The organism is Desulfarculus baarsii DSM 2075 (genome assembly GCF_000143965.1).
Lineage (GTDB): Bacteria > Desulfobacterota > Desulfarculia > Desulfarculales > Desulfarculaceae > Desulfarculus > Desulfarculus baarsii.
Genome location: NC_014365.1, coordinates 2,747,711 through 2,763,338 on the forward strand (window position 1 = coordinate 2,747,711; position 15,628 = coordinate 2,763,338).

The window sequence follows — 15,628 nt, forward strand, 5'->3', positions numbered from 1 at the left end:
GCGCCGACACCCGGAGTTTATACCCGGCCGCCCGATGATCGTCAAGAGCAAAAGGCGGCGGCAAAGCTGACTTTTGGTGTTGAGCTTGGCCGCCATCTTTGCTATACAACAGTCTGGCTTGAAATCGCAAGGGGGATTCATGCTGTCGCGGGTTGCATCGTTGGCCGTTTTGGGTGTGGGGGCCTATCTGGTTCAGGTCGAGGTTGACTTGGCCCAGGGCTTGCCGACGTTCACCACCGTGGGTTTGCCGGAAGGCGCGGTGCGGGAATCAAAAGAGCGCGTGCGGTCGGCCCTGGTCAACAGCGGTTTTTCCATGCCGGTCAACCGCATCACGGTCAACCTGGCGCCGGCCGACGTGCGCAAGGAAGGCGCGGCCTTTGACCTGCCCATCGCCCTGGGCATTTTGGCCGCCTGCGGGGTGATCGCGCCGCAAGCCCTGGAGGGCGTGGCCGTGGTGGGCGAACTGGCCTTGGACGGTGCGGTGCGGCCGGTGCGCGGCTGCCTGCCCATGGCCGCGGCGCTGGCCAAGGCCGGGCTCGATTCATTCATCGTGCCCGAGGCCAACGGCCCCGAAGCGGCGATCGTGCAAGACGTGCGGGTGCTTTCCGCCGGCACGCTGGCTCAGGTCGTCAGGCATTTACAGGCCGGAGAGGGCCTGCCCGTGGCCATGGCGGCGGTGGACGACGGGTTGCTGCAAGGTGGGGCCGACGGCGTGGACATGGCCGACGTGCGCGGTCAGGAACACGTCAAACGGGCGCTGACCATCGCTGCGGCCGGCGGCCACAACGTGCTGATGGTCGGCCCGCCGGGCAGCGGCAAGACCATGCTGGCCCGGCGTTTGCCGGGCATTCTGCCGCCGCTGTGTTTCGACGAGGCGTTGGAGGTGACGCAAGTGGCTTCGGTAGCGGGGCTTTTGCCATCGGGGCAAGCGCTGGTGGCCTCGCGCCCCTTTCGCGCGCCCCACCACACCATCAGCGATGCCGGCTTGATCGGCGGCGGCAGCGTGCCGCGGCCCGGCGAGGTCAGCCTGGCTCACCACGGCGTGCTTTTTCTGGACGAACTGCCCGAGTTCAAAAAGAGCGTGTTGGAGGTGCTGCGCCAACCATTGGAGGATGGCCGGGTGACCATCACCCGCGCGGCGGCCACGGTGGATTTTCCGGCCCGGCTGATGCTGGTGGCGGCGATGAATCCCTGCCCCTGCGGCTATCACGGCGACAACAAGCGCCAGTGCCTGTGCACGCCGGTGCAGGTGCGCAACTATCTGGGCCGTGTTTCCGGGCCGTTGATGGATCGCATCGACATTCAGGTGGAGGTGCCGGCAGTGCCGTTCAAGGAGCTTTCATCCGACTCGTGCGGGCCCGGTTCGGCCCAGGTGCGCCAGCAGGTGATCGCCGCCCGCCAGATTCAGGGCCAGCGTCTGTGCGGAGCGGCTCACTGCAATGCCCAGATGTCGGCGCGGCAGGTGCGCGGCCATTGCCGACTGTCGCCCGAGGGCTCGCGGCTGCTGGAGCGGGCCATGGAGCGCTTCAACCTTTCGGCGCGGGCGTTCACGCGCATATTGAAGATCGCCCGCACCATCGCCGACCTGGAAGCGGCCGTGGACATCGCCCCGCCGCACCTGGCCGAAGCCATCGGCTACCGCAGCCTGGACCGGGGCCTGGCCTGAGTCCTGCGGCCGCCTTCGCGGCAAACCCAAGGAACAGCCAACTCACCATTATTTTCGTCGCCGCGTGACGATCCCGCGTCGCGCCGCGAACGCCGCTAAGGTAGTATTGTTTTTTTAGTTGCGTCAAAAAAATATTTTAATAAAATATTTATTTAGAGTTATCAAAAAGAATCCGAATCTCCAGTGCCGGCCCAGCGTTGCGCGGCCCGCGAGGCGAGGATGATGGCGAGTCGTAAATCGGGCAAAACAACACCGTTACACAGGTTAAGCCCATGAATGCTTCGGCGGCCGATTTCGCGACCAGAAAACACGTCTTGACCAAGGGCTTCACCGTCGAGCAATTCGTCTTGAAGCCTGATTCGCCGCGTCGCGCGCACGTGGAGGTCGATCGGGACAGGTTCGGATTTTTTTTCTGCTTGGCGGGGGGCTGCCGCGTGGGGCTGAAAGGCGATCGGGAAAAAATTCAGATCAGGGCGGGCGGCTGCGGCGCCTACGCCGAACAAAAGGGCATGGACAATGTGGCCGAGTACGACGCCGGCGAGCCTTATTCGGTGTTGTCGATAGACGTCGCCCCGAGCGCCTTGGCCGACATTTTCGGGCTTGACGACGAAAGCCCGCCGCAATTGCCGCGGACCCACGGCCATCCTCGGGGCGGCATGTTCACGATCCATTTCGCGCGGACCAGACGCAGCATTGCCAACGCCTTATCCGACATCATCAATCCGCCCATGGAAGGCCGTTTTCTGCCGATCTTCGCCGAATGCAAGGTCATCGAGGTGATCTCGCTGATGCTCAACGACATCCACGCCGGCAATCAGGGTTGCGGGCGTCCTTCCAGCCTGACCACGGCGGAAGTCGCCAGGCTTTATAATGTCCGCGATCTGCTCAACGCCAGCACGAGCGACCCGCCGCCCCTCATCCAATTGGCCCACGACCACGGCTTTACGCACAACAAGCTCAACAAGGGATTCCGGGAGCTGTTTGGCTCCACGGTCTACGAATATGTCCGCGCCATTCGTTTGGAAAAGGCGCGAGAGATGTTGTTGTCCGGCGACCGCAACGTCACCGAGGCCTGCTATGGTGTCGGATACTCCAACATCAGTCATTTCGCCAAGATATACAGGCAACAATACGGCGAAAGCCCCAGCCGTTCGCGAAAACGGTATTTTATTGTCGATTGACCCGCGCCGAACTTGGCGAGCGCCCGACTTAGCCAGCCCGGCGCGTTCGGCGCTCCTCGCGGCAGCCGCCTCCAGCGGCCCGGTTGCCCGTGGCGTTGTCCCGCCTCGTCATGAAGCGTCCAAAACTGATCATCAACCGTTAGCCGAACCGTTCATGCCCGCATACCATTTTTATCGCTCCAAATCATATTTGAATGGAGCAAGAAAAAGGTTGCGGGCGCAACCATCACGCTCTGGGCGAACCTCGAGCAAAAACTCACCAACGATGCGATGGATGGTCGGAAATGAACGCGAAGCTGTCTTTTCTAATAAAGGTTGGCCTGATGGCCGTCACCTTGTGCGCCACGGGCCACGGACCGGCGCGGGCGGCGCAGGACGTCACGAGCCTGCAAGCCATATCGGTCACCGCGCAAAAGCTGGAGCAAAACGAGCAGGATGTGCCGGTGCCCATGTCGGTGATCACCGAAGCCGAGATCGCCGATTTGAATATCAGAAGTTTTTCCGACCTGTCCTACACCATGCCAAACCTCCAGTTTCTGAGCTCGGGCAGGCCGGGCGGCGGCTATTTCAATTTCAGGGGCCTGGGCATGTTCGGCATGAGCGTGATCAGCGAGAGGAGCCCGGTGGTGATCTATTATGATGGCATTGCCTGGGATGGTCGTTTCGCGCTCGGCGCCGATTTCGGCAACGTCGAGCGCATCGAGTTCCTGCGCGGCCCGCAAGGGGTCATCTACGGCAAAAACGCCATGGGCGGCGTGCTCAACGTGATCACCAGGGATGTGGGCAACGAGGTGGCCGGCGAGGTCAGCGCCTACCTGGAGGAGCGCAATGCCTACAAGGCGGGTTTCTGGGTCCAGGGTCCGGTTGTCGACGACAAGCTGGCCTTGTACGCCTCGGGGTCGTTCGACGCCACCGACGGATGGATCACCGACCACACGCCCGGCGGTGAAGAGCACTGGGACGGCCAGAAAAACCAGCACGTCTTCCTCAAAGGCGTGGCCACCCCCTGCGACGCCTTCAAGGCCACGGTGCAATACAGTTTTGACAACACCCACGCCCACAACGCCCCGTTCATCGTGGGCCGAGACATCACCCACGACGTGACCACCGGTTTCCACGACCCGTATTTCAAAACCGACTCCCACAACGCGGCGCTGAAGATGGATCTGGCCATGTCGCCTTTCGACCTGACCGCCATCAGCACCCTACGCGACACCCACACCAAATCACATCAATACTTCGGGCTGCCCACTTCGGCTGGTTTTGACGATATCCAGGAGCGGGTCTTCACCCAGGAAATCCGCCTGGCCTCGGCGAAGCGGGACAGTCGGCCGGACGCCTTTTCCTGGTTGGTGGGAGGCTTTTTCTCGGTGGAAAACCTCAAGCGCGACACCACGGGCTATTACTACGACCTCAGCGCATATGGCTACGGCATGGTCAATTACGACTATCCCACCAACTTTGACACCAACACCTACGCCCTGTTCGGCGAAATCACCGTGCCGCTTTTCTTCAAGGGCCTTTCCATGGCCCTTGGCGTGCGCTACGAAAACGTGAACACGACCATGGATCACCGCTACGAAGAGACCTCCCGCGAAACCGGGGCGTATTACGCCGACCCCATCGCCTACACCGTGGACGACGCCTGGGACAACCTGCTGGGCAAGATCGCCATGCAGTACCAACTTTCCGAAGACGTCATGCTCTACGGCTCCATCGCCCAGGGCTACACCCCCGGCGGATTCAACTATCTGGAAAACGACAAAAACTACGCCGCCTTCGACGAGCAAAAATCCATCGATTATGAATTGGGCTTCAAGTCGATGCTCTTTTCCCGTCGCTTGATGCTAAACCCCAACATTTTCTATTCGGAATACAAAGACCTCCAGGTGTCCCAGGAAGTCGAAAGCATGCATTTCATCGTGACCAACGCCGGCAAGGCTCACGCCCTTGGCTTGGAGCTGGACTACAACTGGCTGGTCTTCAAGGGGCTCAACGTCCACGGCGGCGTGGGCGTCATCCAGGCCGTATATGATGAATTCAAGGAAAACGTCGGCGCCGACGTCGTCGATTACAGTGACAAAAACATGCCCAACACCCCCGAGTTCACCGCCAACATCGCCATCAGCTACCGCCACCAATGCGGTTTCGTGGGCACGGCCGATTTCCGCCAGATCGGCGCGACCTATCTGAGCAAGGACAACAGCGATCACTTCAAACGCGACAGCTTCAGCCTGCTCGGCGGCAAGATCGGCTGGGAGTTCGCGTCCGGGCTCAGCGCCTATGCATACGTCCGCAACCTGTTGAATGAAGATTACTTCACCGAAGCCAGCGAGGAATACAACATCTTCATGGTCGGCGAGCCGCGGACCTTCGGCGTTCAACTCAGCTACGGATTCTAGGCGGGCTTTTCGCCGCGCTTGCGGGCTGAGATCGTACATGCAACCCTGGGAGGCAACGATGGACGAGCTGTTTTTCAGAATCGCGCTTGGCGTTTTGTTGGTGGCCTACACCATGATCCGGCTGCCGCACGCCCGGACCTACAAAGGCGTCAAAAAAATCAAAACCGAAGGTCAAAAACGGGAGCGGTTGCTGGTGGGGCTGGCCACCGTCGGAACGTTCATCTTGCCGCTGGTCTGGGTTTTCACGGGTTGGTTCGCCGCCCTTGACATTGGCCTCGGCGATGAAATCAGAATTTTCGGCATTTTGCTCGCCGTGCTCAGCCTGGTCTTTTTCCACTGGGTGCACAAAATTCTGGGCCAAAACTGGTCACCGGTCCTGGAGATCGGCGAAGGGCACACGATTATCACGCAAGGCCCTTACAAGTTAATCCGCCATCCCATGTACACCCAGGTTTGGCTATGGGTCATCGCCCAATTTCTTATCGCCTCGAACTGGGTCATCGGCCTGACCGGCGTTATTGCCTGGTCGATTCTCTATTTCGTGCGGGCGCCCAGGGAAGAAGCCATGCTGATCGATGAATTTGGCGATCAGTATCGCGATTACATCAAACAAACCGGGCGGGTGCTTCCCAAGATCCGCCGACGCTGAAAGAGCGGCTTTCGGCGCGGCTCAGGCGGCCGCGCCCAGCCACTCGGCGACGACTTTGGCGGCGGCGACGATGACGTCGTTGCGCGGCGCGGCGTCCTTTTGGCGGCGGGCGGTGTAGATGGCCAACAGCACCGGCGGCGCGCCGGCGGCGGGCCACAAGACGGCCACGTCGTTGGCCACGCCGTAAGCGCCCGTGCCGGTCTTGTCGCCGACGACCCAGCCGGCGGGAACGCCGGCCCGGATACGCGCCGCGCCGGTGACGCAGCCGCGTAGCCAGGCGCACAACAGCGCGCGGCCTTCGGCCGGCAAGGCCCGGCCCAGGGCCAGGCGCTGGAGGCTGCGACCCATGGCCGCCGGGGTGGTGGTGTCACGGGGGTCGCCGGGGATGGCCGTGTTGAGTTCGGGCTCGCGGCGATCGAGGCGAAAGTGATTGTCGCCGATAGTCCGGGCAAAGGTGGTCAGCGCCGCCGGCCCGTCCAACTGGTCCAGCAGCAGGTTGGCGGCGGTGTTGTCGCTGTGCCGCACGGCCGCGGCGCACAGCGCGGCGACGGTCATGCCGCCCGCGGCGTGCTTTTGGGTGATCGGCGAATAACTCACCAACGCCTCCGGGCCATAGGCCACCCGCCGCTCCAACAGGCCCGGCGTCTGGGCGCTTTGGGCCAATATCGCCCCGGCCAAGACGAGCTTGAACGTGCTGCACATGGCGAAGCGCTCGTCGGAGCGGTGAGCCAGCGTCCGGCCGTCGGCCGTGTTCAGAGCGAACAGGCCCAGGCGGCCATCCAGGCTCGTTTCGATCGCCGCCAGCCGGGTCGCGGCCGCGGCGGCGTCCAGGCCGGCGGCCCGCGCCGCGCCGGCCGGCAAAAAAACCAGCGAGCCCAGCGTCAGCAAAAACGCCCTGCGGTCAAAAACAGCGCCCATGACTAACCTCCCGCCCCGCGCCAGGGCCCGCGGCCGATGATCTGGTTTGGTCTTGCAACGCCCGGCCGGCGGGCCGGGCCGCGACTTTGGTCTTATGCCTTGACGGCCCGCGCTTCAAGCCTTTTTGCCGCGCCTTGGCGTGGGCAAACAGTTGACAAGCGCCTGAAACGGTGTTTTGCTGGCTGGCCAAACAAGGAGGGCGTCGATGGAGGTCAGTGGAAAAATCGTCGGCAGCGAGTTGGCTCCGCTGCGCCATGAGCTTTCGTGGCGGCGGATGATGAACTACGCCGCGGCGGTGGAAGACTTCAACCCCTTGTATTTCGACGACGAACGCCCGGACGGCGTCATCGCCCCGCCCATGCTGGCCGTGGCCCTGACCTGGCCGATCATGGAGCGCATAAGCCACCATCTGGCCGGCGTGGACATCGATCCGGCCGTGGTCCAGACCCAGGTGCATCACACCGAACATCTGCGCTTTTATCGGCCCATGCGCGACGGCGACCAGATCGTCATCACCGGCCGGGTGGCGGCGGTCTTGCCCCACCGGGCCGGGGCCAGGCTGGTGCTGCGCCTGGAGGCCAGGGGCCATGACGGCGAACTGGTCTTTGTCGAACACATCGGCGGGCTGCTGCGCGGCGTCGGCTGCCAGGACGGCCCGGCCGGCCAGGACGACCTGCCCCAGACACCGGCCGCGCCCGAGGCCGGAGCCCAACCCCTGTGGCGCGCCGAGATCGCCATCGACGCCCTGCGGGCCCACGTCTACGACGGCTGCACGGGCATTCACTTTCCCATCCACACATCGCCACGTTTCGCCCGCCTGGTGGGCCTGCCCGGCGTAATCCTTCAGGGCACGGCCACCCTGGCCTACGCCGCCCGCGAACTGATCAACCGCCAGGCCGCCGGCCAGGCCCAGCGCCTGGAGTCGCTGTCGTGCCGTTTCGTGGGCATGACCAGGCCGGGCCGGGCCATCACCGCGCGGCTGTTGGCCCGGCGCGCCGACGCGGCCGGCGACGATCTGTTCTTTGACGTGCTCGACGCCGACGGCCAGACGATCATCCGCGACGGCCACGCTCGCCTGCGGCCCTGACGCCGTTTTCCGCGTGGCCGCCGACACGCAATCTTCATCGTCTAGGTTCGTCTTTTCGGCTTGACTTTGACAAAATTCGCCACCCTATAATTGATGGTATCCAAGGCCCGTTCCGCGCGCAAAATGCACCAACCAGCTAATCAGTTGCGCTGCTTTATTTCGCATTAATTTAGTGTTGCTAACAGGCGCAATATCCTGGCCGCTAACGATAAACGCCAATGCCATGAACGCGGCCTGGCTATGATAACCAATATCATAACAAGGAGAGTCCAATGAGCATTAGCGAAGTCAAACGCCTCGAGGCCGACGCCAAGGCCAAGCAGCAGGTCCGCGACAAGCTCAAGGCCGCCGGGCCCGATCCGGCCAAGCTGGCCGCCATCGCCGCCGAGATGGGCTACAGTCTCAGCGCCGACGACATCAAGGCCTATATGGAAGACAAGAAAAAGGCCATGAGCGAGGAAGAGTTGGACCAGGTGGCCGGCGGCGGCAGCACCAACACCCAGACTCAGGTCGAACAAACCGCCGTGCAGACGACCACTTGCACCACCACCACCGAGACCGCCACCGAGACCGACGTCACGGCGGTTGGCCCCGTGGTGCTCACCTAAACGCAGCGCGTTTCGCCAGTGGCGACATACGACGCCGCCGGGCCGGCCCGCGTTGGCGGGCCCCTCGGCGGCGTCGCCTTGGTTCGCGCCGCGCGCGCCCAATCAATCCCCCAACGCGGTGAGCAAAGGAGCAGCCATGGCCCAAGCGCTGGCCCGGCCCGCTGACGACCCGGCCCAGGACGAGCCGTTCGCCTTTCACGAGCAGTTCGTGCGGGCGCGCGACGCCACGCAAAAAAAGGCCATCGCCGGCGTCAAGCGCCTGCTCGAGTGGATCATGGCCGACCAGGATTTCCGCTTGGCCCTCCGCCAAGACCCGAGCCAGGCCGCCGCTTTGGCCGCCCAGCGGGGCGTGCCCATCGACCCGCGCATCGTCGAGCCCATCTGGCGCGATGGTTTCAAGACCATCTGCCCCACGGTCGATTACGAAAAGTGGCCCCATGTGCGGTTGTGGAACGAATGGATCCGCGACATCCTGCGCTACCGCGACATGCTCTGCCTGGCCGCCGACCCGGGTGAGCGCCAGCCGCGTTTCGCCCAGTGGCGCCAGCGGCGCATCGAGGCCAACAATTTCTTTTTGGGCCAGCGCAACAAGGCCATTGTCTATCCGGTTTTCTCCTACGAACTCAGCAAGGGATGCTCGGTGGGTTGCTGGTTCTGCGCCTTCAGCGCCGCGCGCCTTTCCGGCGTCTGCCGTCACGACGCGGAAAACGCTCGACTCTGGCGGCAAATCCTGGAGGTCGGCCTGGACATCTTCGGCCCCGGCGCGGCCCAGAGCGGCTTTTGCTATTGGGCCACCGAGCCCTCCGACAACCCGGATTATTTGGATTTTCTTGCCGATTTTCGCGCGGTCAACGGCGTGATCTGCCAGACCACCACCGCCGCCGCCACCCGCGACATCGCCTGGACCCGCCGTTTGCTGGCCATGTACGAAGACGAGCCGCGCTCGGTCAAACCGCGTTTTTCGGTGCTGTCACTGGGCATGTTGCGCCGAATTCACCAAGAGTTTTCGGCCGAGGAGTTGCTGCGCGTGGAGTGCATACCGCAAAACGCCGAATCGTTTTTGTGCAAGGCGCGCAGCGGCCGGGCCGGCGAGGGCGACCAGGGGCGCTGGCGCGAGGAATGGCGCGGCCGGGCGGCCGAATCGGGCGGCCAGCCGCCGGCCGACGAGGCCGAGTTGGAGGGCTACGCCGGCACCACGGCCTGCGTGGCGGGCTATCTGGTCAACATGGTCGAGCGCAGCGTGCGCCTGATCAGCCCTTGCGAGGCCTCGGCCCAATGGCCCCTGGGCTACAAAGTCCACGCCACGGGCTCGTTCGCCAGCGCCGCCGGCTACCGCGATTTCATCCGGCGCACCATCGACGAACACATGCCCGAGAGCCTGCCCACCGATGCGCCCGTGGGCTTGGCCCGTGGCCTGAAAATCAGCGAGGACGAGGACTCGCTGGCCATCGCCTCGCGCGCCAAGGTGTTGCGCGTGCGGCCCAGGCAGCACATCTACGCCCAGGTGGCGCGGCTGCTGCAAGACGGCCAACAACGGCCCGAGGCGATCATGGCCGAACTAATGGACCAGGGCCAGTCGCCTTTCGACGTCACCGGCGCGCTGGATTATTTTTTTAAAATGGGCCTGTTGGAGTGAACCCTGGCCGGCGACGCCAGGGGCTGATAGCGGAGTGTGCGCCATGCTCGATTGTTGCCTCGTCAACATGCCCTACACCGACCTCAAGCGGCCCTCCCTGGGCCTGGGCCTTTTGCAGGGCGTCCTGAAACGCGAGGGCTTTTCCGTCAAAAGCGTCTACGCCAATTTGTTGCAGACCGAAAAAACCGGGCCGTGGTTCTATTCGCTGGTGACCCAGGCGGCGGCCCGCACCATGATCGGCGACTGGAGCTTCGCCAGGGCGGCCTTTCCCGACCACGTCATCGACGACGAGGCCTACCTGGATTACTTCTGCCGCACGCTGAGCGCCTACAGCCTGCACGACGTCGACGGCGGACGCATTCGCCAGGGCGTATATTGGATGCGCCAGCAGGCCGAGGAGTTCCTCGACGAATTGACGGGCCAAATTTTGGCGCTGAAGCCAAGGGTGGTCGGTTGCACCTCCACCTTCATGCAGCACGTGGCCTCGCTGGCCTTGCTGCGCAGGCTGCGCCAGGAAGCGCCCTACGAATTGGTGACGATGATCGGCGGGGCCAACTGCGAGGCCGAGATGGGCCTGGCCACCCATCGCCATTTTCCCTGGATCGACTATGTCGTCTCGGGCGAGGCCGACGACATCATCGCGCCGTTGGTGCGCCTGGCCCTGACCAAGGGCCGCCAGGCCACGGCGGCCGATCTGCCCCTCGGCGCCTTCGGCCCGATCCACCGCCGCGAGGGCTACCCCGTCACCGCCGACGGCCGCGCGCCACGGGCCACGGCCAGCGGCTTCGAAAACTGGGTAGTGCCCGAGTTCGACGACTATTTCCAGACCCTAGACCAGTGCCCGGACCTGAAGGCCTCGATCAGCCCGGCCCTGCCCTACGAAACTTCGCGAGGCTGCTGGTGGGGCGAAAAGCCGGGTTGCCGCTTTTGCGGCCTGTGCGGCCAGGGCAAGGAGTTCCGCGCCAAGCCGGTGGAGCGCTCGCTGGAGGTGCTGCGCCGCATCGTCGAGCGCTATGGCCTGAAAAAAATCGGCGCGGCCGACAACATCATGGACATGCGCTTTTTCAAGACGTTTTTGCCCAAGCTGGCCGAGGCGCCCTGGGCCGATGGCCTGCGCATCTTCTACGAGACGCGCTCATTGTTGGGGCCAGAGCAGATCGCCGCCCTGCGCCGCGCCGGGGTTCACCACATCCAGGCCGGGGTCGAGAGCCTGCACAGCCAGTGCCTGCGCCTGATGAACAAGGGCTGCGAGGCCTGGCAAAACATCCAGTTGCTCAAGTGGTGCCTGCAAGAGGGCGTTTACGTGGTCTGGCATATCCTCTACGACCTGCCCGGCGAACGCGACCAATGGTACGAGGAGATGGCCGCCGACATGGCGTTGTTGCACCACCTGCCGCCGCCGGTGCTGTTTACGATGATCAAGTTCGACCGCTTCAGCCACTACCGCGAAAACCCCGAGCTTTATGGCCTGGACCTGGAGCCGCTGGCCGACTACGCCTTCGTCTACCCCCTCGGCCCGGAGGCCATCCACGACCTGGCCCACGATTTCGATGACAAACAACGGGCCGCCTTCCGGCTAAACCCCATGGCCCCGCTGATCGTCGGCCGCGGCTTCGACCTGGCCCGCCAGGCCTACAAAAGCTGGCGCGCCGAGTGGCTGGGCGAGCCCAGGCCCAGGCTGATCATGCGGGAGTCGCCCCAGGGTTTGGTCATCGAGGACACCAGGGCCATAGCCACCGCGCCACGGCATCCGCTGACCGGCCTGGAGCGCCAAATTTACCTGGACTGCCGCACGGCCAAGCGCCGCGACCGCCTGAGCGCCGAAATGACCGCCCAGGGTCACGACCCGGCGGCGGTGGAGGCGGCCGTGGCCCGGTTGCTGGCCGACAAGCTGAGCCTGGCCATCGACAGCCGGCTGCTTTCGCTGGCCATCGAGGAGCCCAAGCAACCATACCCCCTGCTGGCCGATTTCCCCTTGGGCGGCTTTTCGGCCAACGCCTTCTGGCAGGCGCGCAAGACCCGGCTGGCCGCGGGGGGCCACTGATGGAAAGGCGCGGCGGCCTGGATTTCTGCCTGGTCAACATGCCCTTTTGCCGGCCCACCGGGCCGACGCTGGCGCCGGGGCTGTTGCAGGCCATTGTGCGGCGTGACGGCCTTTCGTGCCGGGTGATCTACGCCAATGTGGATTTCTTTCGGCTGGTGACCTACAGCGAGGACGTCTGGGTCAACAGTTGCTCGCGCGAGCAGGCCCTGCCCGACTGGGTCTTCGCCGGGGCGGCCTTTCCCGACCACGCCCCCGACCACGACGAGTATCTGGAGCAGGTGCGCCAGCGCAACGCCATCTACATGCGCATGAGCCTGGCCAGGTTCCGCGAAAAGGCCTGGTCGTTGCGCCGCCGGGCCGAGGAGTTTGTCGAATATACAGCCCGACGCGTGGTGGCCACGAACCCGCGCGTGGTGGGTTGCTCGTCCACCTTCACCCAGCACGTGGCCTCGCTGGCCCTGTTGCGGCGCATCCGCGAGCTGGCCCCGGCCGTGGTCACCGTCATCGGCGGGGCCAACTGCGAGGCGGCCATGGGCCTGGCCACTCACCGCTGCTTCCCGTGGGTGGACTATGTCGTCTCGGGCGAGGCCGACGAACTGATCAGCGACCTTGTCCGCGGCATGGTGGCCCACGGCCGCGACCTGCCGCCCCAAGAGCAACCCGAGGGCGTCTTGACGCCGGGCCACCGCCTGTCGGGCTATCCGCCCCTGGAAGACGGTGGGCCCAGGGCCATGACCGCCGACCTGGGCGCGCTGCCCGTGCCCGATTTCGCCGATTATTTCAGCGAGCTAAAGCGCGTGCCGGCCCTGGAGGCCGCCTTGAGCCCGGGCCTTTTGGTCGAAAGCTCGCGGGGCTGCTGGTGGGGCCAGTGCCGCTTCTGCTCGCTGGATGGCCGCAAGTGCGGCTTTCGCAGCAAGCCGCCGCGCAAGCTGCTCGACGAACTGGACAGCCTGCACCAAACCTACGGCGTCGATCGCTTCCTGTTCACCGACAGCCTCATGGACCGCCGCTACTTCACCGAGTTCCTGCCCGAGTTGGCTCGGCGGCCCAAGCCCTACCGCCTGTTCATCGAGATCAAGTCCAACCTGACCCGGCCCGAGTTGGCGGCCCTGGCCAAGGCCGGCTTCACCTATTTGCAGCCGGGCATCGAGAGCTTTCACACCGAGCACCTCAAGCTGATGAACAAAGGCGTCAAGGCCTGGCAAAACGTGCACGTGGTCAAGCAGTGCCGTCAATTGGGCATCTGCTGCGTCTACAACTTGCTCTACGACCTGCCCGGCGAACAGGACCAGTGGCTGGAGGAGATGGCCCGCCTGGCCCCGCTTTTGGCCCATCTGCGGCCGCCGGGCACGGTCTGCCGCATCCGGCTGGACCGCCTGAGTTATTACGTCACCAACGCCGCCGAAGTGGGCCTGCAAATCATCCCGCCGCGCATCGTCGAGGCCATCTTCCCGGTGGGTGAGGCCGACCTGGCCGACCTGGTCTATTCGTTCACGGACAAAGACCGCGAGACCATCGACGCCAGCCCGTTCTTGGCCGGCATTTTCCAGCGCCAGGCGGCCATCGAGCTGATGCGCCAGGTGGCCCTGTGGCGGCGGGCCTATTTTTCGGCCAAAAACCCGGCCATGCTGTCCATGCGGCCCGATGGCGATGGCCTTTTGCTGCACGACTCCCGGCCCATGGCCCAACTCGCCGCCCGGCGCATCAACGGCCCGGAAATGGCCCTGCTGCTGGCCTGCAACGACGCGCCTCGCCAGGAGCGCCTGCGCCAGGAGATGCTGGGGGCCGGCATGGCCGCCGACCGCTGGGGCCAGGCGCTGGAGGCGCTGTTGGATTGGGGCCTGGTGGCGGCGCTGGACGGCCGGCTGGTGGGCCTGGTCCTGGAAGAGCCGGCGCCGCCCGAGGCCCCGTGGGAGGAGTTCGGCGGCGGCAGCCTGGACATGGACCTGCTGGCGCGCCTGACCAAGCCCCAGTTGGAGTCGGCCTGATGACGCTGGCGGCGCTCATGGCCCCGCCCCCCGAAACGGCGGCGGAAGACCTTTTCGCCTGGGCCGACGCCGGCCAGCGCGAGCTGATCGCCCAGATCAAGCGCCTGGTGGAACTGCTGGCCGCCGACCCCGGCCTGGCCCCGGCCCTGGGCCAGACGCCCGGTCAGGGCCGGCGGGCCTTGGCCGGGCGCGGCCTGGAATTGGACGCGGCCCAACTGAGCCCGCTGTGGCGCGACGGCTTCAACCCTTGGCCCAAGGCCCACACGCCGCTTCTGGCGCTGTGGGACCGCTGGCTGCGCTCTCACGCCGCCCACCGCGCCCGGCTGCGGGCCATCGCTGGCCTGCCGCCGGCCCTGGCCGCCTGGCGCGACCGGCAGATGGCCCGTTGCGCGCTGGAGCTTGGCCCTTTCGCGAACCGGCTCGACTATCCCGTCTTGGCCTTTGAACTGAGCAAGGGCTGCTCGATTGGCTGCTGGTTCTGCGCCTTGGAGGCGCCTCGGCTCTCGGCGGTCTTTCGCCGCGACGACCGGGGGGCCAAATTGTGGCGCGAAACGTTGGCGGCCTGCGCCGAGGTTCTGGGGCCGGCGGCCTTGGCCAACGCGCCCTGCTATTGGGCCAGCGAGCCGGCCGACAACCCTGATTACCCGGACCTGCTGGCCGATCTGGCCGCGTTGGCCGGCCGACCGGGGCCCACCACCACCGCCGCCGCCACCGGCGACATCGGCTGGACCAGGGCGCTGTTGGCCATTTATGACGGCCGGCCGGGCCTGCGCTTTTCGGTGCTGAGCCTGGAGATGCTGGCGGCCATCCACGCCGCTTTTTCGCCGCTGGAGCTGCTGTTGGTCGACTGCCTGGCGCAAAACGAGGCCTCGGCCATCCCCAAAAGCCGCTCGGGCCGGGCCAGGCGGGGCGGCCGTTGGCTGGCCGCGCGTCAAGCGGCCGAGGCCCGCCTGGCCGGCCGAGCCACCGACCCCCGACGCGAAACCACCGCCTGCCTGGCCGGCTTCAAGCTAAACATGGCCGAGCAAACCATCGAGTTGCTCAGCCCCTGCGCCGCCTCCGACCGCTGGCCCAGGGGCTATCGCCTCCACGCCGAGGGCTCGTTCGCCACGGCCGAGGACGTGGGCCGCTTTATCAAACAAACCGCCGAACGCCTGACGCCCCAGAGCCCGCCGCCCGGCCGCGCCATCGGCCTAGGCCACGGCGTGGTTTTGCGCCATAACGCCCACGCCCTGGAATTCACCAGCGCAGCGGCCAAAATGCGCCTGCCGGCCGAGCCGGCCCTGGCCCGGGTCGCCGGCCTGGCCGCCCAGGGCAAATGGGACGCCGCCGCGCTGCTGGACCAGGCCGCCGCCGCCGGCGTGGGGCCGCTGGAGGCCATGGCCGCGCTGGAGGCGCTTTTCGCGCGAGGGCTGCTGGACGACGACCCCCCAGCCGGAGAACGCTAGC

At 65.3% G+C, this 15,628-nt stretch carries 12 protein-coding genes; 10 read left to right on the top strand and 2 right to left on the bottom strand.

Annotation, left to right across the window (positions count from 1 at the left end; translation table 11 throughout):
* The first annotated feature begins 139 nt into the window (after positions 1-139).
* On the top strand, positions 140-1,666 hold the full coding sequence (locus DEBA_RS12415) for a YifB family Mg chelatase-like AAA ATPase (protein ID WP_013259283.1): 1,527 nt from the start codon (positions 140-142) through the stop codon (positions 1,664-1,666).
* 161 nt (positions 1,667-1,827) lie between these two features.
* On the opposite strand, the gene DEBA_RS18455 is transcribed toward DEBA_RS12415, so the two are convergent.
* Entirely contained in the window at positions 1,828-2,304 is a 477-nt protein-coding gene (locus DEBA_RS18455; protein WP_187288558.1) for a hypothetical protein, read from the bottom strand.
* A gap of 18 nt (positions 2,305-2,322) precedes the next feature.
* Here DEBA_RS18455 and DEBA_RS18460 point away from each other — a divergent pair, with 18 nt between their 5' ends.
* The 3 genes from DEBA_RS18460 to DEBA_RS12430 all read left to right on the top strand — a co-directional run bounded on the left by DEBA_RS18460 (position 2,323) and on the right by DEBA_RS12430 (position 5,898).
* Positions 2,323-2,847, top strand: a complete 525-nt coding sequence (locus DEBA_RS18460) for a helix-turn-helix domain-containing protein (RefSeq protein WP_187288559.1) — start codon at positions 2,323-2,325, stop codon at positions 2,845-2,847.
* Positions 2,848-3,131: 284 nt separating this feature from the next.
* Positions 3,132-5,249 (top strand): TonB-dependent receptor, encoded by a 2,118-nt coding sequence (locus DEBA_RS12425; protein ID WP_013259285.1) that lies wholly within the window; start codon positions 3,132-3,134, stop codon positions 5,247-5,249.
* Positions 5,250-5,307: 58 nt separating this feature from the next.
* Positions 5,308-5,898, top strand: coding sequence for a protein-S-isoprenylcysteine O-methyltransferase (locus DEBA_RS12430; protein WP_013259286.1), 591 nt, complete (start codon positions 5,308-5,310; stop codon positions 5,896-5,898).
* A 21-nt stretch (positions 5,899-5,919) separates the two neighbouring features.
* Here the strand turns inward: DEBA_RS12430 and bla are convergent, their stop codons facing one another.
* The gene (gene bla / locus DEBA_RS12435) at positions 5,920-6,816 is read right to left on the bottom strand and encodes a class A beta-lactamase (RefSeq protein ID WP_013259287.1); all 897 of its coding nucleotides are present in this window, start codon (positions 6,814-6,816) and stop codon (positions 5,920-5,922) included.
* Positions 6,817-7,021: 205 nt separating this feature from the next.
* Between bla and DEBA_RS12440 the strand changes: the two genes are divergently transcribed.
* The 6 genes from DEBA_RS12440 (at position 7,022) to DEBA_RS12465 (ending at position 15,627) form a co-directional block, all read left to right on the top strand.
* A complete protein-coding gene (locus DEBA_RS12440) occupies positions 7,022-7,903 on the top strand; it encodes a MaoC/PaaZ C-terminal domain-containing protein (RefSeq protein ID WP_013259288.1) in 882 nt (293 codons plus the stop codon).
* Between the two features lie 272 nt (positions 7,904-8,175).
* Complete coding sequence (locus DEBA_RS12445; RefSeq protein ID WP_013259289.1) at positions 8,176-8,511, top strand: Nif11-like leader peptide family RiPP precursor; 336 nt, start codon at positions 8,176-8,178, stop codon at positions 8,509-8,511.
* Between the two features lie 136 nt (positions 8,512-8,647).
* A complete protein-coding gene (locus DEBA_RS12450) occupies positions 8,648-10,147 on the top strand; it encodes a radical SAM family RiPP maturation amino acid epimerase (RefSeq protein WP_013259290.1) in 1,500 nt (499 codons plus the stop codon).
* A gap of 43 nt (positions 10,148-10,190) precedes the next feature.
* On the top strand, positions 10,191-12,191 hold the full coding sequence (locus tag DEBA_RS12455; RefSeq protein WP_013259291.1) for a RiPP maturation radical SAM C-methyltransferase: 2,001 nt from the start codon (positions 10,191-10,193) through the stop codon (positions 12,189-12,191).
* A complete protein-coding gene (locus tag DEBA_RS12460) occupies positions 12,191-14,179 on the top strand; it encodes a RiPP maturation radical SAM C-methyltransferase (RefSeq protein ID WP_013259292.1) in 1,989 nt (662 codons plus the stop codon). The genes DEBA_RS12455 and DEBA_RS12460 overlap by 1 nt, the downstream gene beginning before the upstream one ends.
* Complete coding sequence (locus DEBA_RS12465) at positions 14,179-15,627, top strand: radical SAM family RiPP maturation amino acid epimerase (protein ID WP_013259293.1); 1,449 nt, start codon at positions 14,179-14,181, stop codon at positions 15,625-15,627. Before DEBA_RS12460 ends, DEBA_RS12465 begins: the two co-directional genes overlap by 1 nt.
* Position 15,628: the final 1 nt, after the last annotated feature.